The following is a 22,952-nucleotide window of genomic DNA, read 5'->3' as shown; positions in this document are numbered from 1 at the left end:
CCTTGCGGTTGTGGCCCGGGGGCCTATTCGAGTACCACTTCGAGATCGAGGTGGCACAGCCTGCGATAAATCTCTTCCTTGCGTTCACGCACTGCATGGTTCTGCGGCAGCAACTCGCAGCAGCTATGCAGCAAATGCAGCACTTCCAGCGCAAGATCGGGCTCCCAGGCGTGCAGGCCTGAGTCCTGTAATGTTTGGTCGAGGGTTTCGAGTTGGGTCTTGGCCAGCTCGTATTTCTTGGCCATGAAACACAGCCGCGCGAGGGCGAACTGCCAGAAGAATCGAACCCGCCCGCCGTGGGCACTTTGCAGGCCTTGCTTGAGAATCTGTACGGCGGCCTTAAGGCCGTCCTTGCGCAGAATCGGCAAGACTTCCTCCAGAGCCAGTTCCCAGGCCGGCTGGGTATCGGCGACTTCGATCTTGCGCGGCGCACTGGCGCTTTGCAGGTGCGGCATGACGTGGGCACCGATCCAGGCGCGGGTGGCCGGATCGGCGAACGGCGCGCCGTCATGGAAACGCAATTCGATGATGCCGGGCAGGCGCTGAACCAAAAGCGCGAAGTGGATTTCCACTTCGCGCATCGCCATCTCGGCGTTCAGCCCCTGAAGGCATTCCCAGACCATTCGCTGGCCATCGAACCAGAACGGCGCCTTCGCCAGGCTCGCCTCCAGTTCTACCAGCAGATCAGCGTATTTTCCTTGGTCGTAGCGGTCCTGATAGGCCTTGAGTTTGTCCGCCGGCAAGCCACGCAGAACGGTGATCTGCTCTGCGTTGCGCTCGGGCACCGCATCGATGGGCAACCACAACAGCGTGCGATTGAGGCGCAGGGCGCGCAGGTCGGTAGCTTTCTGCTTGAGCCACCAGGCACACAACGGACGGGCGTTTTCTTGCTGGGCACGCAGGGCCTTGTGGGCTTCTTTCTCGTTGTCGATTGGTGCGCCGGGGGTGAACAGCTGAGTCGCGGCCTGCTTGACCTGCGCCACTGCGGCGCCCACCACACCGGGCTCCGGCTGGTTGTCGGCGGCGCGCTGGACCATGTTTTTCAAGCGACGGGAAATCGGCAGCAGCAACGGCGCGTCATCGCCCAGATGCTCGGTGCACGCGGAGTCGAGGCCTTCCAGATGCTCGACCAGACGGCGGAACAGCGGCAGCTGCTCTTTGATCGCGACGTTTTCGTTCAGCACCTGCTCAAGACGCGGCACCAACCAGCTGATGGCAGCGGAGCGAGTGCGGGCCTTGTTCGGATGAACCTCGGCCCAGTGGTTTTCACAGAGGTGATGCAACAAACCGAGACCGGCCAACAGCCCCTGGAAGGATTCTCGCTGGTACAGCGCCCAGGTTAGCCACGCGCCAACACGCAAATCCTTGGATTGGGTGCGCAGCAGGTTTTCACTGTTTTCGCGGATTTTCAGCCAGTCGATCTGACCGCTTTCGTGCATGGATTGGGCTTTGCCCAGCTCGCTTTCCAACGCTTCATATTCGCTCGAAAAACGAACATCCTCGCCCGCGAAATTCTCTTTTGAAACAGAGGCTTTTGCAAGTTCAAGGTAATGAGCGGAAAGTTTGCTTGAGTAGGACATCCGTGACCTTTAATTAGAATTACAGTCATGCGGCCATTGGAGTTGAAATGGCGCCGAACAGTATCAAAGAGTTGCGATGAGTCTCATCCAATTGAGTTCGCGCTCTTTCAAGGCGCGCATCCTAATCACAATGATGGCCATTTGCAAGCACCCGATCAAACAATAAAACTGCGTCTTTTTTGTTGCTGTAGGAGATCACCCTATAGGGGACAGGGGATTCCCTGATGCCGATTTTGACCTCTCCTCCCTCGACGAATCACCCCCGCAACCATTGAGCCAGAGCGGTTAATCAACCCCGCCAATAATCACCGGACATTCACGCCCTGAAACGGAACCCAGCATGACAAAAATAAAACATAAAAAATGTAGGAGCTTTCCGAAAAGTTACAGTCATCCATGGACGTAGCAATAACTGACAATAAGAAATAAAAGGCGCCACCAAAATGATCGCACCTTTTATTTCACCCATCCCTCCAAATACGTACTCAGTCCGCCTCAAACTTCCTACAAAAGTATCCGCAAGCCATTTGCGCATTGCTGACGCAACATTTTGAAATGCGGAAAACTCTGACGTACTTTCTGGACGCGTCCGACATTCATTCTTTTGCCCTCTTGTTAGCGTGCTGGATAGTTTGCGTTTGCTCACGCCGGGCATGGCTTGGGCACCGCGATTTGTCTCCTCTTTCGGCTTAAGGACGAGCCACGGAAAAGCAAAAGGATAAGCGTATGTTCGCCCCGGCCAATGCTGCTCACTTCACGTTGTTGATCCCAACGGTTCGCAACGATTTCAAAGTGCTGGCCTTTGACGGCACTGAAGCCATCAGCACCTTGTATTCGATCCAGATTGAGCTGGTTAGCGAATACCCTGATTTCGATCTGGAGAGCTTGCTCAGCCAGCCAGCGTTTCTCCAGTTCGGCCACAATGGTGAAGGCATTCATGGCCGTATCGAAGATGTGCTCATAGGTGAAGCTGGTAGACGCCTGACCCGTTATTACCTGACCTTGGTGCCCGCGCTGCACTACTTGCAGTTCAGCCACAACCAACGGATTTTTCAGTTCCTGACGGTGCCGCAAATCATCGCTCAGGTCTTCAAGGGGCATGGCATTCAGGCCGATGCTTTCACCTTCAACGTCGAAACAAGTCCCGAGCGCGAGTACTGCACTCAATACGCGGAAAATGACTTCGAGTTTGTCCAGCGGCTGTGCGCCGAGGATGGCATCGCCTGGCACCACCAGCATTCCCGGGAAGGCCATCTGCTGGTGTTCACCGACGACCAGACCTGCTTCCCCAAGTTGGACGAAACCCCTTATCAGCAAGACTCCGGCCTGGTGGCGGAGCACCCGGTGGTCAGCCAATTCTCCCTGCGTTTCAGCACCCGTTCCAGTACGACCACCCGCCGACACTACGACCTGAAACGCCCGAATCTTTTGCTGGAAAGTCGCTTCACCGCCGAGTTCACTCCTGAGCTTGAAGACTATCGGTACCCGCTGTTTTTCGAGAGCGAAAAACGCGGTAAACAGCTCGCCCGGCAGACGCTGGAACGGCACCGTACCGATTACCAATTGGCCGAAGGCGAAAGCGACCAGTCGACCCTGCGCAGCGGTCATTTTTTCAGCCTGACGCAACACCCACGCGAAACGTACAACGATCTATGGCTGCTGCTCAGTGTCACTCACGCTGGAAAACAACCCCAGGTGCTTGAAGAGTCGCTCACCAGCGCTGCCGAACCTGCGGACGGCTTTACCCAGGGCTACCGCAACCGCTTCAGCGCGATTCCCTGGGACGTGTTTTATCGGCCACCGATGCCTCCCCGAAAACCTGTGCTGGTCTGCCAGACCGCGCGTGTCACAGGACCGCCCGGAGAAGAAATTTTTTGCGATGAGTACGGCAGGGTTCGTGTCGAGTTTCCTTGGGATCGGGCAGAACTCAACAGTGAAAAAAGCAGTTGCTGGTTAAGGGTTGCATCCAGTTTGGCGGGCGAAGGTTTTGGGACAGTGACCATCCCGCGCGTAGGCATGGAAGTGATCGTGACATTTCAGGAGGGCGATCCGGATCAACCGTTGATCACCGGTTGCGTGGTCAACAAGGTCACGTCTGTCGCTCATCAATTGCCCGAGAATAAGACCAGAACGGTCCTGCGCAGCCAAAGCTCGCCGCGCAATGGCGGCTACAACGAACTGTCGATTGAAGACCGTACCGGGCAGGAAAAAATCTACCTGCGCGCCCAACGCGACATCGAGCAACTGATCCTCAACGACAGCCACAGCTTGATCAGCAACGACCGCTTCGAGCAGGTGGACAACAACAGCACCAGCCTGATCAAGGGCGAGGAACTCCACACCACCGAAGGTGTGCGTAGCACGGTGATTGGCGGTGATGAGCTGATCACTATCAGCGGCAATAGCAGCACGACCTCCGCGGGTTCGCTGGTGATTCAGGCCGGGCAACAGGCGCATGTCACCGCTGCCAACGTGGTGATCGATGCCGGCATGAGCCTGACGCTCAAGGCAGGTGGTCATCACATCGTCATCAACGCCGGCGGGATTTTCAGCAGCGTGGCCATTGTCGAGGGTGGTGCGCCACTGGCGGGTATTCAGCCGCTACAGGCGCTTCAGGCTGTGCCCAGCAATCCGAATCCCGTCATCGCCAGCCCACTGTCTATCGTCACCGGCGCCCGCCAGCAGGCGGCGGACTACTGCCCGCTTTGTGAGGCCTGTCTTGCTGGCCAATGCAACATTGGAGAAGTCGCATGAGTACGCTTGAACAATGGCTACACGAGCAATCGCGATCCGGGCGGGATCTCTATCTGATGCTCGACACTGACGATCAGCTCGACGAGCGCATGGCGTTGGCCAAGGAACTGGGAGCCGATCAGTACCGTAATTTGTATGTGGGCACGGCAGCTAATTCAATGGCGCAAGCAGGCCCTGTTCTTTTCCATATTGGCACCGTCAAACATCCGCCCATCCAGGCACTGCTCGACACTCCAGAGCGTCATTGGGGCTGGCTGGCGAGCGCCACCAACTTTGACCTTGATGCGTTGGTCACTCACTGGCGCGACCGGCTGGTAGTCGGTGAGCGGCCGAATCAAGCGGTGTATCGCTTCCACGATAACCGCGTACTGGGGCGTGCCCTGACCTATCTGCAACCTGAGCAGCGTGCCGAATACCTTGGGCCGATCGCCAGCGTCTGTTACTGGCACGCAGAGCAATGGACGGTCACGGACAACCCTGACCCCGGGGAACACCCACTACCGCTCGAACCGGCGTGGCTGAAAACCCCGACGCCGGAGATTGTCTACGCGAACGTGCAGTTCGATAACACGCGCCGCTACCTGATCCGTGAGCACACCGAAGCCTTGGCTGCCCTCGCCACAGAGCGCGATGTGGATGACTGGTTGTGGGGCTTGATTCAATTGGCCCGTTTGTGGGGCTGGCAGCAACCGGAGCAGGTGCATTTTTTGCTGACTCAGTGCTTGAAGGCGCCGGGTTACCTGCCGCCCAAGACATGGCAACCGAAGCCGGAAGAGGACCCAGCGGCGCATTTTGAGCGGGTATATGAGCAAGTGCTTTATTGGCAGGGAAATGCGCCTGTATGAAACAGATCTGTCAAAGCCTGACCCTCGGCAGCTGCCTCTCCCTGACAGTGGGTTGTTCCGCGCTCGGCAAGTCGGACAGCTTCACCTTCACTCCCGATTTTCCACCTGATTTCAAGTACGAACTGAAGGCGATCTACCTGCCAGCCAAAGGGCAAACGTGCACCCTCGCGGGAGGGAGAAATGCTCAGCTCGGCTTCAACAAACTCGACATGGAATACGAAACAACTTCTGAGATCGAGCTGTACAGGACAGTTGAAAACTGCCTGGTGGCATTGAATCGAGTGGAGATCAGGATCACGGGCATCTTTGGCCCGGAACTCAGTGATAGAAGCTCTGACTATGCCGTAATTGCCGTGCGCTCAGAGTTATTGGATCGGAATAAAGGCACGCTCAACGCTGCTGGCATAGGTGAGTTTTCAGGCGAGTGTCAGTGGTTTTTCCGCACAGTCGGCCCCAAGCGTTACCTCATAAAAATCCTCTACTGCAAAAAAACCGATGCGCAGGGAAACGTCGCGAAAAGTCGTCCCTTCACGGCTTATACCCTTGATCAGCTACCAGGGAAAATCGTGAAGCTAAAGATCACCTTGGCCCATGAGGAGGAGCCTTATATGGGTGACACATGGGTGAAGATGCCTGACGGCTGGAAGCGCTGCATGGGCAAAGGTTTCGAAGACCAGCATGCGTTTTGTTACGGCAATCACAAGGATTTCAGCACCTTCAGGATGGTGGATGAACGGATCTGCACCATTTACCCAGGCTGCACGGAAAACAAGGAGGAAACCCCATGAGCGTCGAATCTTTGGCTGCGAGCGATATTCCATTTATGAAAGGCAACATCCACGCTTGCCCATTGCGTGGCCACTCGACAAGTTTTCAGCTAGTCGACGAGTTCGGTGATGGCAAGGCCTACTCCGGTTTGACTTACGAAGTTACCGACTACGAAGACACCGTTTACACCGGAAGACTGGACGCCACCGGCTCTGCCAAAGTGGAAAACCACTTCTGTGGCCCGGTGTTGCTCAAACTGAACGACGAATATCGAGGACTTAATGATGATTACAGCGAATTAGTTCGCCGGAAGCATTACCCACTCCCCATTACCGAACTACAAGTGCGCGCCGAAAAAACCCGCTTTTTCGACAAATCAGGCGTACGCACTCTGGCAAATCCAGCGAAGGACCTCGCTGATCCCGATGCCTATTACCAGGTTGAAGTGAGCGAACTGGTCAAGTACGTTGCGCATTTGCCGCCCTTGGCCTCGCGCAACGCCCCACCCAACACGATGTTACACATGTTGTTCCGCCAGCCAGCAAAAACCAGATCATTCACGCCTCAGAATAAAGATGCCACGGATGGAGGAATGGGCGCTGTCATCACTCCGGCGGACATTGGCATCTTCGAACTAGGGTTCGCCCCGCCGCCGCCCAAGTCAAAAGGCATTGCCTTATTACCAAACAAACATCATGTACTGGAAGTGCGGCCGATGAGGGCGCTACGGCCGATGTTGTCGACAGGCAACGAGTTTTGCGCTCTCAACCTCTATCAACTGTCACTGATGTCGACGTTGAGTTACACCGACTTTGGTCAAGACCCGAATACCCAGCCCGTCGAAACGGATAGCGTGACATTTCCACTGCGGCCCAGCAGCGGCAACTGGTTCGGTCATGCCCTGCCGCAATTTGATGAGATATGGCAAGTCGATGCCGGCCAGACTGCAAAGTATTACCCAATGTACGAAGAGGTGCCTTACTCCAAACGTCTGGAGCTGGTGCCGTTCGACCCGCAGTTGTACCCCGAGGTCAACGATCCGGAATTGGGCGATGCGCAGGAACACCCGGCGAACGTGAACTTCCTCGATGATCGCAACAAAGTAAACAAGACCGACACCCAAGCCTTCATCTGCCATCACGACGAGTTGATATTGGTAAGTGTGAGGGGAACAAGTGAGATAGGACCCGATGCCTGGCTTGATGCGGATGCCTACCAGGTGCCTTTCGAACAAGGGGATGGAAAAGTACACAACGGCTTCTATAGAGCTGCCAAAGTGGCCTACAGATTTGTCGTGGACTACATGGAAAAATTCTACAGCGGGCAAAAGCTGGTAATCGCCGGGCACAGCCTGGGTGGTGCGGTGGCGCTGATACTGGCTGAGATGCTGCGACGTAATAAACGGTATCAACCGGACATCGTGCTTTACACCTATGGCGCTCCCCGCGCCGCCGACTCAACCTTTATCGAAGCTGCAAAACCGCTGAACCACCATCGCATCGTCTTCCACAACGACCCCGTACCGAGTGTTCCTTCCACCTGGATGAACACGCCGTCCAACCGCGTTCCGATGTATGCCACCCATGGGGCGGCACTTGCCCTTCACCCGGTGGGTGGTTTGGCGTTTTTTATAGGCGGGATCATGAATTTCCTGGGTGACCCGTATGGGCATCACGGCCAGTTACATCATTTCATGCCGGTGGTATTCGGCGAAGGTCACAGCTCCTCCATCCTTTGGGAACCGGGTTGCAGCACGATCAACGATCATGGTTGCGCTGAAGCACTGCGACAGATTGATGGATTGCCCGAGCGCGACTCATTTCTGCGGCAGGTGATAGATAACGGCCATCACTCGATGGTCGACAGTTACATTCCCGGATGCTGGGCCAGCCTGCGCCGCTGGCAGGAAGCGCTGGAAAAAAGACGCTCGCTGGTGACTTTGACTGAATTCCAATGGGTCAGCGACACCCTGACAAACGTCTCAGGACAACTACGTGCACTCAAAGCGAAAATCGAAAAGCTCTCCCGTGCTCATGCCAACCCCCAGCGAAATGCCCAAGCGATAAGGGATCTTGAAAAAGAAGTCGAACAGATCAACCAAACCAAGACCCGCTTGCTGGCGCTGCACAAGCGGACGATCACCGCGGCTGATGTTTATGGCAGCTACGCCGATCAACCCGAGTGGGTGCAGGGCAGTCTGCTTCGGTGGAACGCTCATCCGGAAAATATCGCCCGGGAACAACTGGCGATGATTCCATCCTCCCCCGAAGACAATGAAGCGGCTATTGCAGCAATCACGGGAGGTTATGTGGTGGGTACGCCGTTCCATTTAGATATTGATTCGATTGTGTAGCCCTTGCCCGAATCAACAAAAGTGCCAACGTTGCCGCCACTTAAACACAAGCACTCTCAATGTTGAGTCGGTGCGGCACGTCGCTTATGGCAGCGCGCTCACGCTTTGGGCGGCCACAGACAGGGAGTTCAACCAGATCATGACTACTCGGCGCAATAAAAAATGGACTCTGGCCTTCGGGAGCTTATGTGGGGCCATGATCATACCCGTAGGTAGCGACTCAGTTCGGGCTGAGCCTACTTATACCCCCTCGTCATTCACTGGATACGGGTTGCTCATCACAACGGTCGGACCGTTTATTACGACAACGAACGACATCAAGGATGGCTTCTCCAAACTCTACATTCAGGCAGTGAAAGACGATGCCGCCGCCTATCTCGCTACCGACGGCGATCTTGATGGACCCATGCTTGAATCTGCATGGCGCGCGCACTTGGAGCAGCACGCTGATCTTCAGCCAAGCAAGAAAGAGTTTGCCCACATGGTATTAGCTTCCTATGGATGAACAACCAAGTTCCTCCAATTCGGGCTTAACGGTGAAGGTATTCATGGCCGAATAGAAAACGTGGTCGCGAGTGAATCTGGAATACGCCTGACCCGTTATCACTTGACCCTGGTGCCTGTGCTGCACTACTTGCAATTCAGTCACGATCATCGGGTTTTCCAGAATCTGACGGTGCCGCAAATCAAGGAGAATAAATACGATGGCGGCGCATAGCGCCAAGGTGTAGCCAGTACAGATCACTCCCACGCAGAGCGTGGGAATGATCAAAGACCTACAGATACTTAATCAAGCATTCGGGCAAGGTACCGGTGCCCAGTCACCCAGGTCCGGGTTCTTGCACATGCTGTTGACCTGAGTGTTGCCCGCGCTGGCGACTTGCTTGCTTTCCGCCTGTTTGGCTTGTGCGGTCTGCAGGGTTTTCTCGGTGGTGACCGCTTCTTTCGGCACGGTTGGCAGCACCGGTTTTTTCGCCGGTTTCACCGCTTTTTTGCTCTTGGTCGGCGCCACGACCGGCGTGGTGTCGGCGGTTGCCACAGTGACCACGTCAGTGCGCTGCACGCCTACTTGCTGCAGGTCTTTTTCATAGGCCTGGGTGTAGTTGTTCAGGTCTTCGCTGGCTTTACCGTTAACCGCGACGATCAGGTCGTTGGACTCTTTGAGACCCGCGACGATTTCTGCCAGGCGCTTGCGGCCTTCGGTGTCGTTGACGGTCTTGGCCTTGCGGTCGGCGACCAGTTTGGTGAACGCGTTCTGGTAGCACTGCTGCGAAGTCTTGGCGTACGCGGTGCTGCGGTCGATGTCAGCGGCGCTTTTGTTGACGTCGGAGGCGTAGGACGCGATGCGCTGGTTGTCATCGGCGATCTGCTTCTGGCGCTCGGTGTAGTAACCGGCCGCGCCGCCCGCCAGGGCACCGCCCGCTGCACCGATAGCGGCGTTGCGGCCACGGTTCTCGGAGTCGGTCAGGGCGCCCAGCAGTGCACCACCGACAGCGCCGACGGCCGCGCCGGTGACGACCGACTTAGTCATGTTCGAATCAGTGGCACGCAGGTGCTGCACCGGCTCGTAGCAGTTTGGGTAGTACTCGACCTTGGTGCTCGAGGCGACCTTGGAGGTCGGCGACGTGGCGCAACCGGTCAGTACGGTGCTGAAGCCAACGGCCATCAGCAGCAAGTGACGCTTGGAAAGCGAAGCAAAAGGTTTACGGGAGGAAAGCATAGTTGTGTTCTCTTTTAAGTTTGACCAGCTCAGCACGGCCCACCGCCGCCTGAGTCCCTTCCAAGCTCGCTGTACAACGAACGATCAAGACCGCTGGGCGTTCGATGCGAGCAATTCCTTCAATATCGCCGCCGGGTCGGCTCGTCGTTGCTGACGATAATCACCGACATGGCGAACGAATAACGTTGCGCGCGTGACCAGGCTCTTGCCCAGTACCGGCTTGCGCTCCAACTCTTCCTTGATGCGTTGAAACTGCGCCTGGATCACGGCATCGGTGTAGCGCGTGCCGGTCGCCAGGTTGTCGATGTAGATCGCCACCGCGCCGTCCAGCGCGCTGCGGCCATTGTCGATGGCGGTAGCGAACAACTTGGCGCTGGCCTCGTCCTTGGCGTCCAAGGCCTGCTGGCGACTCTTCTGCAAATTGGTCAGGCGAATGTTGTAGTTGTTGACGGTCTCGGCCACCAGGGCCGCCGACTGGATCAGGTTGCCGGCTGCTTCCTCGCGCTGCTGGGCGATGAGCGAGACGTTGCGCTTGAGCTCTTCGTTGACCAGCCCCAACTCGGCTTGCAGGCGCGGATCGACGCTGGCAGCAATGATGCTGTCCAGGCGTTTGGTCGGGTCCTGGGCGTCGTCGATGGCATCGGTCAGCGAAGCTAGCCGACCTTCTTTCTGCCATTGGGCAAACAGTTCCTTGTAGCGCGAACGTGGTGCCGACAACGCGCCAATCGCCACCCGGAATCCGGTGGTTTCGTTGCTTTGCTCGGTGCCGTCGGCGGCGAACAGCGGGTATTCGCGACGCATCCCGGTGAACAAGGTGCCTTCGCCTTCCAGGTAGTTGCCGCCCTTGACCACGAAGCCGCCGTAGGTGCCTTGGCGGCGTCCGGCGTGCACGAGCTGGAAGGACTCCTGGACCATCTCGGCGGCGTTGCCGATCACGTCGAACAGACCGATGGGGTTTGGCAGTTTGGTACCGATCGGCATCAGGCGCGCTGCCTGGCCGGTGCCTCCGGCGACCTGATTGAAGACTGCCCAGTCCGCCAGTGGCCCGTCGCTTTCGCTGCCCTCCAGACGCCGGGGAAACAGACGCCCTTCCAGGTCCTGACGGCTAATGGCCTGCCCGCCACGGGCAGCAAATTCCCATTCGACCTCGGTCGGCAAGCGCACAAAACCCAACCCGCCCTCTTCCGCCGAGGTACCACGACCGCTCACTGGCAGCAGGTCCTTGTGGTATTTCATCAGCCAGGCGCTATACACCGCCGAGAAGCGTTCGGCCTCGAATCGCGACAACTTCACCTTGGGCAAACGCCCGGCCATGCCTTGCGACGCCTCGGCTTGCAATGCCTCGCAGGCCGGCGCCGGCTCGCCGCTGGCCAACGATTGCGCCTGGGCCATGACCTGGGCGTATTGGCGGGCGGTGACTTCGTATTTGCCGATGAAATAGAGCATCGGTTTGAGCGGGGTCTTGGCGTCCGTCTTGGGCATCAACGGCGTGATGGTCTTGCCCCAATCCTTGGGCAGATCCTTGAGGGTGAACTGGCCGTTGATAAAGTCCCGGCGGTAACCGGAGATGAACGACTGTTGATAACCGGACTCGCCCTCGCTGAATGGATAGCCGAGGCTGATCTCGCGGTCGTCCAGAGTGCCCTGCGCCAGGATGTAGACGTAACGGAACACCATTTGCCCTTCGCACGGCAGCGGCAGGCTGACGTCGTCGGGCAACGGCTTGGGGTTGTCCAGTTTGTCGGTGCTTTCATCGGCCCAGACCATACCGGCCAGACTCAGCGCCATGGCGGCGCCCAATAACTTATACATCTCGGATTCCTTCACACGCCTGGATACGCGCCACTCGCCAGCCACCACAGACTGCCGCCACGGCGCTGACGCCGAGCACTGCCGCCAGGGCCAACGCGTAGTGACGCGCCAGCAGATGGCTGGCGTACTCACCCGGCATCTGCGCAAATAAATGGTTTAAACCCGATTGCGCCAAGCCATACAGCCCGGCACTCAACAGGGCGGCAAGGCCGGCGCTGTACAGCGCCTGCACCACCACAAACAACAGCAACGCCGCCGTGGAAAACCCCAGCAGGCGCAACACCGACAACTCTCGGCGCTTGCGCTCGACCGCCGCCAACGCGCCAGAAAAAATCGCCGCGAACGCTCCCGCCAAGGCCAATCCGGCGATGATCCAGAACACGATCGACAGGTTGCGGCTCAGCGATTGCACCTGGGTGATGGTCTGGGCCTGGGTCGAGACCAGCAGATTCTGTGCAGCGAAGTACTGACGCAGCGGCTCGACATCCTTGAGGCTGCGGGCATACAGGCGAAACGCCGGATACACCCGTTGCTCCGTCACGCCCACCGCATCACCTGGCCAACCGAACGCTGGCACGGCGCGGCCGTCCCGGTAATCTTCAGCCGCTTCAAGTAACGTCAATGACGCGAACAATCCGTCCCGGGCGAAGGCTTCCAGCGGCAGAACGTGCAGCACCTGGACGCGAGTGCGCTGCGCCTCGCCACGACCAGCCACCTGTCGACCGAAACTGGCCTCCAGCCAATCACCGGCCTTGGCCCCGAGTTTTTCGGCGACGGTCTGGCTGAGCAGCACCTGATCCAGCCCTTGGGGCACCGGTAGACTGCCGAGCAAGGGGTCGTTGGCGGCGGTGGGGATCATTTCGACGGTCACCGTCGAAGCACCAGCGATCAGATCCGCCGTCGCAGCAATCTGCCGGGTGCGCGGCAAGGCGAAAGCCACGTCGCTGCGCCGGCTCAATTGTTCGATAAACGCGGCACTGAACCGACCGCCACCCAAGGGAATGATTTCCCGGGTGGCCGGATCGTTTTCCAAGCGCTCGGTCAAACTGCTGACCAGGCCGAATTTCAAGCCGAACAGCACCAGCAGCGGTGCGACCACCGCCACCAGCGCCAGTACCGAACAAGCCGACAGCCACGCGTCGTTGCGGTAATCCTGCCAAGCCAGGGAAGCCACCAGCGCGCTGCGCATCAGCAGGCCTCCCCGAGGATGGCGGTGACACCGCCATCGACGTCGCGATGACAACTGATGCGCCGCACCTGCAAACCACTGGCGCGGGCCAGTGATTCATCGTGGGTGGCGACGACGCAGCACACACCATGTTCGCGGGCCTGGGTCACCAGCAACTGCATCACTCGTTCCGCGTTCAGCGGATCGAGGGCGGCGGTCGGTTCATCGGCCAGCAGCAGATGCGGCCCATGGGCCAGAGCGCGAGCGCAACTCACCCGCTGCCGTTGGCCGACGGACAAATCACCCGGTTTTTTGCCCAGTTGATCGGCGATATCCAACGCCCCGGCCAGTCGATCCACGCTGCCGTCGTCTTTCAAGCCGAGCAGTTTGCGCGACAGGTCGATGTTGCCGCGCACGTCCAGAAAATCCAGCAGGCCACCGGTTTGCAGCACGTAGCCCAAGTGCCGGCGGCGCAGGTCCGCCAAGGCACTTTGCGCATCTGCGCGCCACAGCCCGGTAATGTCCGTCCTGGTTTGGCCGGGTGCAAAATCAAACTGCCCGGCCTGATCCGGAGCCAGCACCAGCGCCAGCAAATCGAGCAGCGTGCTTTTGCCACAACCACTGGGACCGACCACTGCCAATTGTTCACCGGCATGCAGTTGCAGCCGTGGAATCAGCAGGCTGTAACGCTGGCTGCCAACGCCCCGGTGTTTGTGCACTGCGCTCATGTTCAGCATCACGGCAGCGTCGACAACGGAACGCGGTACAAGGCATCACCCGGTTCGGCATCGCCGAAACGCACCCAGTTAGCCAAGTCGTTGTGGAAGGTTTCGTAGAGGCGGATCTTCGAATCCAGCTCGTCGATAAAGTCCTCCTGCTCGGCCACGCTCAGCGAAAGCCACAAATCCTGGGTCATGTTCAACGACTTGCTGCGGTATGGCAGCCCTTCCAGGTACTCACCCAGAATCCCGCCATCGGCCAGGTTGCCACCCTTGCGCAAAGCCGAGGGATCGCGGCTCATGTAGGCACTGGCGCTGGCGATTTCCTGGAAGAAATTCTTCGGCGAGGTCTGGGTCTTGCGGGCGGCATCGACGATCAGTTTCAGCGATTGCTGCAAGTCGTTGAGCTGCAACTTGGTCAGCATCACGCACACCTGGAACGCCGGCAGTGCCGGGTTGGTCAGGTCGCGGTCGGCGGTCCAGGCGCTGACCAGTTGCGGCGCCTGGCTGGCGGCTTTCCGCCCCAGGAAGTCCATGTGCATCGCGTAGCCGACGGCCGCCGATTTGTCGGTCAAGCTCGGCGCGGCGCTCAGCAGCGGCACCGTTTGCGGCTTGTTGCCACGCACCTGATGCACCAGGTCGGCAAACACCGAACCGATCTCGTCCACCCGCTCACCGAACTTGCGCACATCGGCGCCCGGCACCGGAATGTACAGATCGCCGATCTGCGGGTTGGCGTCGGCGGTCAGGGTGCGATATTGGCTTTGCGCACCACCATGGGTTTTCTTGCCGGCATCGCTGAGCAAGTGCAAGGCGTAGATCTTAATCTGCTTGCCCAGCGCGGCTTGGCGCACTTCGGCTTCGTTCATTTGCGTGGCGGCATACGGGTCGTTCTTGCGCAAGGCACCGGCATCGGTGACCAACAGGATCAAGCGCCCGCCATAGCCGGACCAGTCCATGCCCTCGACCGCTTCCATCACACCGGCAAACGCATCTTCGTTGAACGAATGGCTGGAGACCTTGGACGCCTTGACCTGACGCGCCAGGTCCATGAAGCGCTGCGGGTCGCGGCCCTGTTCCAGGGTGATCAAGGTTTTGGCGACGTATTCCAGACCCGGGGTTTTCTGGGTGCTGCTTCGAAACCCCACCAGGCCGAAGCTGACACTGTCCTGCTCGCCCCGCTCGGCGATGCGGGTTTGCAGTTGATGTACTACGTCGCGGACCTGATCGATGTAGGGCTGCATGGACACGGTGGTGTCAACGACCAACACCACGGCGGTGCGGAACGCGTCGGCATTAGCGGTAGTGATTGGCGTGTTGTTGGCAGCGGCCTTCGGCGCATCACCGGGGTCGATGGACGCCACGTTCAGCAACTGCACCGACTGGCCGTTCTCATCGAAGCTCTCGCGCGAATCGAAAATCGGCAACAGGTAAAACTGATTCTGCGGCACCGCACTGGCGGCCGGTTCCAGGGCCAGGACCTGCTGGTTGTCTTCGCGATTCTGCTGGGCCTTGAGCAGGAGGTTTTTTGCCGTCGACGGATCTGCCAGCAGCTTCTCCACGTCACCGGGCTGACGCAGGAACATCACCGGCGCACGGCCGGAGCGTTCGGTGAACTTAAGTACCAGGCTTTGCTTCCAGTCGCTGACTTGCGGGGCCGGCAACCAGCCGTCACTGCGCCCGTCGGTGGCGGCGCCGACACGCAGCCACGGGCTGCCATCAACCTCTTTGCGCTGATAGACGTAAAGCACCGAGAACGCCGGCAAGGCCTTGTCGGGTGTGGCCCCAGGGTCGCTGGCGAGTTTCGCCCCCGGCTTGCTGAGTACTCGCTGGAACAAGGTTTTTTTGCCGGCCATCAGCAGCGGCCGCTGACCGCCATCGACCTCCGTTGCCACGGGGGGTTTTACGGGTGGCGCCACGGTCGGCGGCGCACTGGCCGGCGGTGCTGAAACCACCGGCACCTTGGCCTCGGCTTCGACGTCACCGGACAGCCACCAATAACCCGCGCCGCCCAAGGCCAGCGCCACGGCTACCGCGACGACGGCGAGTGCAAACACCGGCCCCTTTCGCTGTTCCGAGACCGTGGATGACGGTGTCGGCTTCACAGTCGGCGGAACAGGATTGGGCCGAGGTTGTGGCTGAGCGGGGCCGGTCGGTATATCGATGGACACCGGCGTCAGTCCCGCCAGGTCATTGCTCACCGCAATCGGCGATACCGCAATTGGCAATGGCCGGATGGTGGTCGCTTCAACCGATTCCCGAGGCAGATTATCCAGCGCCTGCAACAGCGCCGCTGCATCCGGGAAACGGTCGGCCGGATCCTTGGCCAACAGCTTGCGCAGCACTTCTTGATAGCGACCGTGGTGCACTGGCAGCTCTGGCAACGGTTCTGTCAAATGCGCCAGGGCCGTGGAGAGTGCGTCGTTGCCTGTATACGGTAGTTTGCCGACGAGGATTTCGTAGAGCACCACGCCCAGGGCATAAAGATCGGCCCGGCCATCAATATCCTGGCCGCGCGCCTGTTCCGGGCTCATGTAGCTGGGAGTACCGACCGCGAAACCGGCCTGGGTGAACTGGGTGCGGTCATCCATGGACTTGGCGATGCCGAAGTCTGAGAGCACCGCAGTGCCATCGGCGCGGAACAGAATGTTCGCCGGTTTGACGTCGCGATGAACCAGCCCCAGCCCATGGGCATAGCCCAGGGCCGAGGCGATCTGACGGATATAAATCAGGCCCTGCTCCGGCGTCAGGCCGGCGGCGATGCGCTCCTTGAGTGTGCCGTTGGGCAGGAATTCCATGGCCATGTAATACAGCTCACCGACATGGCCGATGTCATGGATGGTGACCGTATGCGGGTGAGACAGGCGCGCCAGGGTTTTACCTTCGCGCAGGAAACGCTCGCAGAAACTCGGGTCCGCCGCCAGTGCCGCAGCCATGATCTTCAGTGCTACCTTGCGCTCCAGCGAGCGCTGGGTCGCCAGGTAAACGTTGGCCATGGCGCCTTCGCCGATCTCGCCGTCTATGTCATAGCCGGGGATCAGAATGTGCAGGGCGGAATTCATGACGGCACCTTCACGACAATCACGGTGATGTTGTCCGGAGCGCCGCGCATCAGGCCCAGGGACACCAGGCTGCTGGCGATCTCCCCAGGCTCGTCGTGACTCAGCACCTCGCGGATCTCATGATCTTCAACCGTTTTGGTCAGCCCGTCGCTGCACAACAGGTAACTGTCGCCGGGCATCAACAGCAGCTCGACTATCGCCAGTTTCAGTTGCGCCTCGACCCCGATGGCTCGGGTGACAATATTGGACCGTGGATGCACCCGGGCTTCAGCTTCGCTGAGCAGGCCGCTGTCCTGCAGATCCTGAACGTAACTGTGGTCCCGCGAGATGCTTTCGAGCAGACCGTCACGCAGGCGATACAAGCGGCTGTCACCCGCCCACAGGCACACCCCGCGCAAGCCGCGCGCCGCCAGCACCACCACAGTGCTGCCCATCATGGTCACGCCGCGGTTGGCGGTTTCTTCACGCACGGCGGCGTTGACCCGCAGCAGGTCGGTTTTCAGCGCCGCGACGTATTCATCCAGCGAGCGGCCCACGGCAATGCTACGCAGACTGTCGACGATCAGACTGCTGACGTAGTCGCCCGCCGCATGCCCGCCCATGCCATCGGCGACCACCCACAGGCCGTTTTCCGGCTGATCCAGGCAAGCATCTTCGTTAACCTGGCGGACCATACCGACATGGCTCTTGCTTGCAGACTTGAACGTCTTTCCAACGCTTGGACACATCTACACAACACCTTCTTGGCCGAGCAAAAATTGCGCAAAATCAGCGGCCGCCGGCAAGCCCTGGCACCGCAATAAAGCAGGAGCGATACGCTCCGAACCCTGGCCCCACCACAGGCTTGCGCCTTCGCAGGCCAGTTCGGCAAGCACGGTCATTCGCGCCTTCGGGTCGGTGGCATCAAAGCGATGCAGGCCGGCAAAACGGCTGCTTGGAGCGCGTGGCAGGTACGCCGGGCCGCCCAGCGTTTCCAGCCCTGCACCGAAGGCTTCGAAGCTCGCCTCCACACTCAACGTGCTCAACAGCAATTGCTCAACTTGCTCAAACCAGACATCCGCGCCGCCCACCACCGACGCCGGATCAGCGTCGTGATCCAGCAGCACCGCGACGGTCAGCGGAAAATACCGGCCAACCCGATCGATGCTCGGCATCACCACCCCAACGGCGGCCTGTGGCCCACATACACCGGGCCCGAGCATAAAACGCCACAGCGGACTGACCAGATAGGCATCCAGCCAACGGTCCCCCAGGCTCTGGCTGGCGAGCAGGCCCGCCGCCAGCCACGAATCCCAGGGGCCGATAAAACTCTGCGGCAAGCCACGACTGACAAAGTCCCCGCGACTGGCCAGCTTTCCATAGAAGCCCGGCGTGCTCATAAACGCTCCGGCAGGCTGAAACCACTGAGCACACGGCTCTTGAACGGGTTGAAGGCGCTGTTGGCCCGCAGCTCATAAGAGACGCTGGCACCATCGACCCGCAGCCGCAGGTTGAAACGATCCGGCGAGTTGCCAGCAGTCAGGTCCGACTGCTCCAGCAGACGGAACCAGGCCCAAGGCCCGTCCAAAGTGATGCCTGAACGACCGCTGGCTGAAGGCGGCATGATCGAGATCCGCACCACACCGATGCTGCCGGGGTTGGGCCATTGCATGGAGGTGGGACGGCTCGGACCGTGGTCATAGCTCAATTGCTGGCCATCGAGGTCGAGCAAAAACTGGGTGATGGTGGCGTCCATCGCCACTGGCTTGAGCTCAAAACGCACCATCGGCTGGGTGCCGCCCGAACGGAAAAACGCATCCCGGATGGTCGCTGCCCGCTGGAAGGTTTGCAGCACTCCCGGGGCGATGCCGAGCTTCTGTGCGGCGCCCGGTTGCCAGCGCCAGGCCTGGGTCGAGGTATCCACGTACGGCTGCAGGTATTTGCGGAAGTAGTTGTCCATCACCCCGCCCACGCCGAAGAACTGGCCGAAGTCGTCCAGGGTCGCGTCTCGCGCACTGCCCGGCGACATCGGGTAACGCCCGGCCAGGGACTGGCGATAGATGTTCACCACTTCGCTGGTCCAGGCCGCGTTCAGTTGATTGCGCACCCCGCCCATCATGCTGTTGGTGGTGGAGTTGACCACCGACTTGACCAGGCCCTGCACCAGCGGCGGCTGACGTTCGGCGTTGAGGCTGACCCGTGTCGCGGCCGCTGCGGCCTGGTTCTTGGCTTCGCCGAGCAAGGCGTCGCCGCTGGCGCCGACCATGGCGCTGACCTGCACATACAGGGCGTTCATGTCGGCCAGCAGGCCGTCGATGGCCGCCGGCTCGCCTTCGTTTTTGCTGACGATGCTGTTGAGTTCGGCAAAATGCGCGGTGATTGGATCTTCACTGGCATCTGGTGTGTTTTGCGTCGCCTGCTCCTGGCCGAGCAAGCTGCCCAAGCGCTCCTTAAGCTTGTCGACCCCACCCTCCACCGGCGCGCCCTTGGCGGCCAGCAGGCGTTCTTCCTGCTGCAGGTCGGTTTCCTTCGCCACTGCTACCAGCAGTTTTTTCAACGGCGAGGTCGGGCCGGAAATCACCCGCAACACATCGGCGGCCTGGGCCACGCTGGTGATCGGCACGAAGTCGATATCAGCCAGCAAGGCGTCCCACTGGCGCTGGTAATCCTGGAAATACAGGCGGCGCACGTCGGCGGCCAGGCTGACGACGTTCTGTTGTTCTGCCTGGTCGCGACCGAGTACCCACTGCTCCTCGGCCAAGGTACCGGTCTGGTTCAGGCTGGTCAGCAAAAACCCTTGGCGGTAACCCTTGGCCGTGAAGAAGCCGCTCAAGGGTTCGCCCAGCGGCTTACCGCTCTTGCGGCTGAACACCAGCGCGGCATCACGCCCGGCCGCTTCGTTGATACGAAAGTCCGGGATGCCGTCCGGCAGTTTCTGCCGCTTGACCCGGTCATAGACGCGCTGGGCCACTGGCAACTGCTGTAACTGCCGACGCAGGTCGTCGATCAGCCGCGGGTCCAGACGTGCGGTGGGCGGATGGCGCTCGAACAGTGCCTGCAAGTGCTCCTCCAGGGCCAGGCGCTGCTCGGCCGGCAAGTCGCGCGGCAGGCTGCGATCCCAGTCCAGGGCGATCCACGCCTTGATGAAGTCGGCATCGTAATGCTCGCTGTCGGCGAGCATCAGGTAGGCCTTCAAGCCTTCGTAAAGGAAGTCCGAATTGCCGCCGCCGTGCAGTTGCTCTTCGATGCGCGTGAGCAAGCGTGGCGCGAAGACTGCGATCAACAGCTTGCGATAGACGCTGCCAGACTCGGCTTCAAGCATGTTGCCCTGATACAGGCCCAGGCCTTCGGCCCAGCTCGGCGCGTCGTCGGCCAAGTGCTTTACCGCGTTGAGCAAGGGCATCACCGCGAGCACGTCCCGTTGTGCCGGGCTGAGGTTCTGCACGGCCTGGCCCAGGGGCGCGACTTTCTGATCGACTTGCGCGATATACGCCTGGTTGGCGCGGTAACTGACCCACCACAAGGTCCCGACCACCAGCACCAGGGCCACGGTCGAGGCCAGTACGCCCCGGGCGATCCACTTGCGCCGACGTTCGACTTTCGGGTTGACCCCCACCAGCCCACGCTCGGCAAAGGCCACGGCGCTGAAGAGTTTTTCGATGAAGTAACTGCGCCCGGTGCCGTTCTGGCGCGCCAGGTGCTGGCGGTCCAGGTTCATGCTCTGGGCCATGGAACCGATCAGCCGGTCAATCGGGCTGCCTTCCTGGGTGCCGCTGGTGAAATACACCCCGCGCAACAGCACCCGCTCTTCAAAGGCGTTGGGTTTGAATACGCCCTCAAGGAAGCTTTGCAGGCAATCCTTCAACGCGCCGAACTGTTGCGGGAAGCCGTAGATCAGATCGCGCCGCGCCGGGTCGCGTTCCTGTTGCAAACGCTCCACCAAACGATCGTTGAGGCGCTGTTCCAGGCCGGTGAATTCGCTTTGCAGATGGGCCAGTGGGCTGTCATTGTTTTTGCCGTCGTCCAGGGCAAAGGTCATACCCCAGACCTGGGCCCGTTCTTCCTTGCTCAGGGTATCGAAATACTCCATGAACCCTGGCACCAGATCGAGCTTGGTCAGCATCAGGTAGATCGGAAAGCGCACCCCGAGTTGCGTGTACAGCTCCTGGATCCGCAGGCGGATCGCGGCGGCATGGGCAGCGCGCTCGGCGTCGCTGCCCAGCAGCAGGTCGGACAGGCTGATGGCGATGAACGCACCGTCAATCGGGCGACGGGCCCGTTGCTTTTTCAGCAGGCCAAGAAAGCCCAGCCACGCGGCTTTATCAACGGTCGCGTCGCTGTCCTGGGTGGTGTAGCGTCCGGCGGTGTCAAGCAGCACCGCCTGGTCGGTAAACCACCAATCGCAATTGCGCGTACCGCCAACCCCGCGCACGGCCCCGGCGCCGAGCTGCGCGGCCAGGGGAAAGTGCAGCCCAGAATTGACCAGCGCGGTGGTCTTGCCCGAACCCGGCGGGCCGATGATCACGTACCACGGCAGTTCGTAGAGGTTGCGTCGCTCGTCGCCACCCAGCTTGGCTTTCTTGAGCAGCGCCAAGGCTTCGTCCATGCGCTGGCGCAGGGTTTCGAGTTCCTCGGCGGTGGCGATACTGGTGGGGTCCGGCGGGGTTTGCGCCGCCAGGCTGCGCATCACTTCGGCGGCCTTGCGGCGGGCCTGGATGATGAGGAACGCCCGGTAGGCGGTCCACACCGCGAACACCAGAATGATCAGCGCCCAGCGCCGGCCTTCGGGCACCAGAAATTCCCACAGCGGCCCAACGAACCAGATGATCAGGCTCAGGGCGATCAGGCCCAGCACCGGGATGATCCAGCGGATGATAAAACTGAAAAACGCCTTCACTCGACCCCCTCCGCCAACACTGTGATTTCGACCCGACGATTGCGTGCGCGGCCCTCTGTTGTTGCGTTCGAGGCCAACGGTTCGGTGTCGCTGCGGCCTTCGGCGCTGAAGCGTTCGGGCTGGCCGGTTTTGGCCGAAAGGATTTGCAGCACCGAATTGGCACGCGCCTCGGACAAGGCCCAATTCGATGGAAACCGCAAGGTGGCAATCGGGCGATTGTCACTGTGGCCGGTCACCCGGACCTGGCCCTTTACCTTGCGAATGGCATCGGCGATGCGCAGCATCAGCGGCTGGAAATTGTCGACGATACTGGCGCTGCCCGAGGCGAACAGCTCATCGCCACGGATGGTCACCACTGAACGGTCAACGGCATCTTCCACGGCCACCCGACCGGCTTTGATTTCATCGGCGAGGAAGCCCGCCAGGCGGGGACGCTCGATCAGTTTCGGTTGCACCACCGGACGGTCGATGGCCTGCACCGGGATCTCGCCCAGCGCATGGATATTTTTAAACACCGGCTCGGCATCGGCGGCCAGTTTCAATCGCAGGCCGAACAGCAGTGCCAGCAGCAACGCCACGCCGATGGCCACGGCGATCCAAGGCGGCATGAATTGCGCCAGCCGGTCGCGGGCCACGGTGACGCCGCGCCAATGGGGCGACAGTTCACGCTCATAATCGCCACGGGCGCTACGGATGACCGCACTGGTGCGTTCTCGCAAGGCTTCCAGTTGGCTGCGACCGTCGTTCACGACCCGATAACGCCCTTCGAAACCCAGGCACATGCACAGGTACAACAGTTCCAGCAGATACAAACGTTCGCGGGGGCTTTGCAGGCAATGTTCCAACAGCTGGAACACCTTCTCGCCGCCCCAGGCTTCGTTGTGCACAGTGATCAGCAGGCTCTGTTTGCCCCAGTCGCTGGCACCACCCCACGGCGTACTCAACACCGCTTCATCCAGGGCGGTGCACAAGGCGTAACGGGCCAGCAACACATCGTTGCGCACCACGCCGGCAGCCTCGGCGCGTTCCTCGAACTGGCGCAGGTAGGCCAGCAATTGCGCCCGCAGGCTCGCCGGCGCCGGGTGGGCAATGGTGTTGCGCAAGCGGGTCAGCAAAGCCAGCAACGGGCCAGCGGCGCTTTCCAGGGGGTTGAGACCTTCGGCCGTGCCGATCAAAAGCGGCGCGGCCGGCATCGAAAGTGGCGCGGCCTGGGCGCGACCAGCCTCCGGGCGGACCGGGTCGGCGCCACGGCCACCGGGTGTCGGCATGAATTGGGTACGATCATCGTTGCTCAT

General features: G+C 60.2%; 16 protein-coding genes. 6 read left to right on the top strand and 10 right to left on the bottom strand.

What is annotated here, in order from left to right:
- Positions 1-23 precede the first annotated feature (23 nt).
- Positions 24-1,580, bottom strand: coding sequence for a type VI secretion system protein TssA (tssA, locus tag JFU11_RS15665; protein ID WP_201061192.1), 1,557 nt, complete (start codon positions 1,578-1,580; stop codon positions 24-26).
- A 726-nt stretch (positions 1,581-2,306) separates the two neighbouring features.
- Between tssA and JFU11_RS15660 the strand changes: the two genes are divergently transcribed.
- The 6 genes from JFU11_RS15660 to JFU11_RS28115 all read left to right on the top strand — a co-directional run bounded on the left by JFU11_RS15660 (position 2,307) and on the right by JFU11_RS28115 (position 9,018).
- Positions 2,307-4,334, top strand: coding sequence for a type VI secretion system tip protein VgrG (locus JFU11_RS15660; RefSeq protein WP_123720187.1), 2,028 nt, complete (start codon positions 2,307-2,309; stop codon positions 4,332-4,334).
- A complete protein-coding gene (locus tag JFU11_RS15655) occupies positions 4,331-5,179 on the top strand; it encodes a DUF4123 domain-containing protein (protein ID WP_201061191.1) in 849 nt (282 codons plus the stop codon). The genes JFU11_RS15660 and JFU11_RS15655 overlap by 4 nt, the downstream gene beginning before the upstream one ends.
- Positions 5,176-5,967 carry a hypothetical protein gene (locus JFU11_RS15650; protein WP_201061190.1) on the top strand — a complete coding sequence of 264 codons (792 nt, stop codon included), beginning with the start codon at positions 5,176-5,178 and terminating at the stop codon, positions 5,965-5,967. Before JFU11_RS15655 ends, JFU11_RS15650 begins: the two co-directional genes overlap by 4 nt.
- Positions 5,964-8,300 (top strand): lipase family protein, encoded by a 2,337-nt coding sequence (locus tag JFU11_RS15645; RefSeq protein WP_201061189.1) that lies wholly within the window; start codon positions 5,964-5,966, stop codon positions 8,298-8,300. The genes JFU11_RS15650 and JFU11_RS15645 overlap by 4 nt, the downstream gene beginning before the upstream one ends.
- A 271-nt stretch (positions 8,301-8,571) precedes the next feature.
- Positions 8,572-8,805, top strand: a complete 234-nt coding sequence (locus tag JFU11_RS28120) for a DUF2388 domain-containing protein (RefSeq protein WP_201061188.1) — start codon at positions 8,572-8,574, stop codon at positions 8,803-8,805.
- Between the two features lie 39 nt (positions 8,806-8,844).
- Positions 8,845-9,018: a contractile injection system protein, VgrG/Pvc8 family gene (locus JFU11_RS28115; RefSeq protein WP_201121328.1), complete on the top strand. Its 174-nt coding sequence runs from the start codon at positions 8,845-8,847 to the stop codon at positions 9,016-9,018.
- Between the two features lie 72 nt (positions 9,019-9,090).
- Here JFU11_RS28115 and tagQ read toward each other — a convergent pair whose 3' ends face one another.
- From tagQ to JFU11_RS15590, 9 genes are all read right to left on the bottom strand, one after another.
- Complete coding sequence (tagQ, locus tag JFU11_RS15630; RefSeq protein ID WP_123720183.1) at positions 9,091-10,020, bottom strand: type VI secretion system-associated lipoprotein TagQ; 930 nt, start codon at positions 10,018-10,020, stop codon at positions 9,091-9,093.
- Between the two features lie 84 nt (positions 10,021-10,104).
- Complete coding sequence (locus tag JFU11_RS15625) at positions 10,105-11,808, bottom strand: SUMF1/EgtB/PvdO family nonheme iron enzyme (protein ID WP_242483612.1); 1,704 nt, start codon at positions 11,806-11,808, stop codon at positions 10,105-10,107.
- A gap of 16 nt (positions 11,809-11,824) precedes the next feature.
- Complete coding sequence (locus JFU11_RS15620) at positions 11,825-13,021, bottom strand: hypothetical protein (RefSeq protein ID WP_201061176.1); 1,197 nt, start codon at positions 13,019-13,021, stop codon at positions 11,825-11,827.
- The gene (locus JFU11_RS15615) at positions 13,021-13,737 is read right to left on the bottom strand and encodes an ABC transporter ATP-binding protein (protein ID WP_201121321.1); all 717 of its coding nucleotides are present in this window, start codon (positions 13,735-13,737) and stop codon (positions 13,021-13,023) included. Before JFU11_RS15615 ends, JFU11_RS15620 begins: the two co-directional genes overlap by 1 nt.
- Positions 13,737-16,781 carry a serine/threonine-protein kinase gene (locus tag JFU11_RS15610; RefSeq protein WP_274610041.1) on the bottom strand — a complete coding sequence of 1,015 codons (3,045 nt, stop codon included), beginning with the start codon at positions 16,779-16,781 and terminating at the stop codon, positions 13,737-13,739. Before JFU11_RS15610 ends, JFU11_RS15615 begins: the two co-directional genes overlap by 1 nt.
- On the bottom strand, positions 16,778-17,509 hold the full coding sequence (locus tag JFU11_RS15605; protein ID WP_123720179.1) for a protein phosphatase 2C domain-containing protein: 732 nt from the start codon (positions 17,507-17,509) through the stop codon (positions 16,778-16,780). The genes JFU11_RS15610 and JFU11_RS15605 overlap by 4 nt, the downstream gene beginning before the upstream one ends.
- Positions 17,510-18,160 (bottom strand): type VI secretion system-associated protein TagF, encoded by a 651-nt coding sequence (gene tagF / locus JFU11_RS15600; protein ID WP_052967835.1) that lies wholly within the window; start codon positions 18,158-18,160, stop codon positions 17,510-17,512. It abuts the gene before it with no gap.
- Positions 18,157-21,657 (bottom strand): type VI secretion system membrane subunit TssM, encoded by a 3,501-nt coding sequence (gene tssM, locus JFU11_RS15595; RefSeq protein WP_201061172.1) that lies wholly within the window; start codon positions 21,655-21,657, stop codon positions 18,157-18,159. The genes tagF and tssM overlap by 4 nt, the downstream gene beginning before the upstream one ends.
- Entirely contained in the window at positions 21,654-22,952 is a 1,299-nt protein-coding gene (locus JFU11_RS15590; RefSeq protein ID WP_123720176.1) for a DotU family type VI secretion system protein, read from the bottom strand. Before JFU11_RS15590 ends, tssM begins: the two co-directional genes overlap by 4 nt.

The sequence above is a fragment of the Pseudomonas sp. TH37 genome (assembly GCF_016650735.1).
Lineage (GTDB): Bacteria > Pseudomonadota > Gammaproteobacteria > Pseudomonadales > Pseudomonadaceae > Aquipseudomonas > Aquipseudomonas farris.
The sequence above is the reverse complement of the archived record's forward strand: the minus strand, read 5'-3'. Positions and strand labels throughout refer to the sequence as shown.